General features: G+C 69.4%; 1 protein-coding gene. It reads left to right on the forward strand.

Annotated elements, in window-relative coordinates; translation table 11 throughout:
• Nucleotides 1-428 (forward strand): DUF4914 family protein (locus tag G3I71_RS48180; RefSeq protein WP_164325297.1); only part of this gene is annotated, 428 nt, incomplete at both ends.

Below are 428 nucleotides of genomic sequence, written 5' to 3' on the forward strand. Positions count from 1 at the left end.
GAGTTCGACCCGACGCGCGCCGAGACGCTCGAGTGGCTCGGCACGCAGGAGCTCGTGGTCGTGCCGTTCAAGGCCGGCGGCCCGCACTTCGGGTACCCGTCGCTCGCGATCGTGCCGCTCAACAGCGCGTTCTTCGCGCTCACGCTCGTCGACCTGCAGGGCTGGGTGACGTTCGACGAGATCGGCGCGTTCACGCCCCGCTCGATCCTCTACGTCGCGCCGCCGTTCCGGCACACGCACTTCGACAGCCGCCAGGTCGTCGTGCACAACCGGTCCGAGGTGCTGCACGAGGTCTGGGCGTACAACCTGTACCCGGGCCCGAGCGCCAAGAAGGGCGTGTTCTCGGTCCTGCTCGACATCGGCGAGCACGAGGGCTGGCTCACGGCGCACGCGTCGAGCGTGCGCGTGACCACGCCGTACGAGAACGA

The organism is Streptomyces sp. SID12501 (assembly GCF_010550245.1).
Lineage (GTDB): Bacteria > Actinomycetota > Actinomycetes > Streptomycetales > Streptomycetaceae > Streptomyces.